Annotated in this window: 3 tRNA genes; all 3 read right to left on the bottom strand. The window is 49.9% G+C overall.

The features are described from left to right. The 3 genes from DXB83_RS15585 to DXB83_RS15575 all read right to left on the bottom strand — a co-directional run bounded on the left by DXB83_RS15585 (position 1) and on the right by DXB83_RS15575 (position 248). A tRNA-Ile gene (locus tag DXB83_RS15585) sits at positions 1-73 on the bottom strand. 4 nt (positions 74-77) lie between these two features. Next, positions 78-150, bottom strand: a tRNA-Thr gene (locus tag DXB83_RS15580). A gap of 26 nt (positions 151-176) precedes the next feature. Continuing rightward, a tRNA-Glu gene (locus tag DXB83_RS15575) sits at positions 177-248 on the bottom strand. Between the last annotated feature and the right edge of the window lie 101 nt (positions 249-349).

Raw genomic sequence — 349 nt, 5'->3', positions numbered from 1 at the left:
GGACCTTCAGGGACTCGAACCCGGGACCGACCGGTTATGAGCCGGTTGCTCTAACCAACTGAGCTAAAGGTCCAAAGAGCCGATGATCGGACTCGAACCGATAACCTGCTGATTACAAATCAGCTGCTCTGCCAATTGAGCCACATCGGCATACATAACAAATATTTTATATTCAGTGACTCCGACGGGAATCGAACCCGTGTTACCGCCGTGAAAGGGCGATGTCTTAACCGCTTGACCACGGAGCCATATTTACTTTTTGAAAGAACTGACCTGTAAGAAACTCTTACAGGTCGCATTCACTCCCCGAGTTGGGCTCGAACCAACAACCCTTCGGTTAACAGCCGAA

Source organism: Blautia sp. OM06-15AC (assembly GCF_003481425.1).
In the GTDB taxonomy this organism is placed as follows: Bacteria; Bacillota; Clostridia; order Lachnospirales; family Lachnospiraceae; genus Fusicatenibacter; species Fusicatenibacter saccharivorans.
The sequence above is the reverse complement of the archived record's forward strand: the minus strand, read 5'-3'. Positions and strand labels throughout refer to the sequence as shown.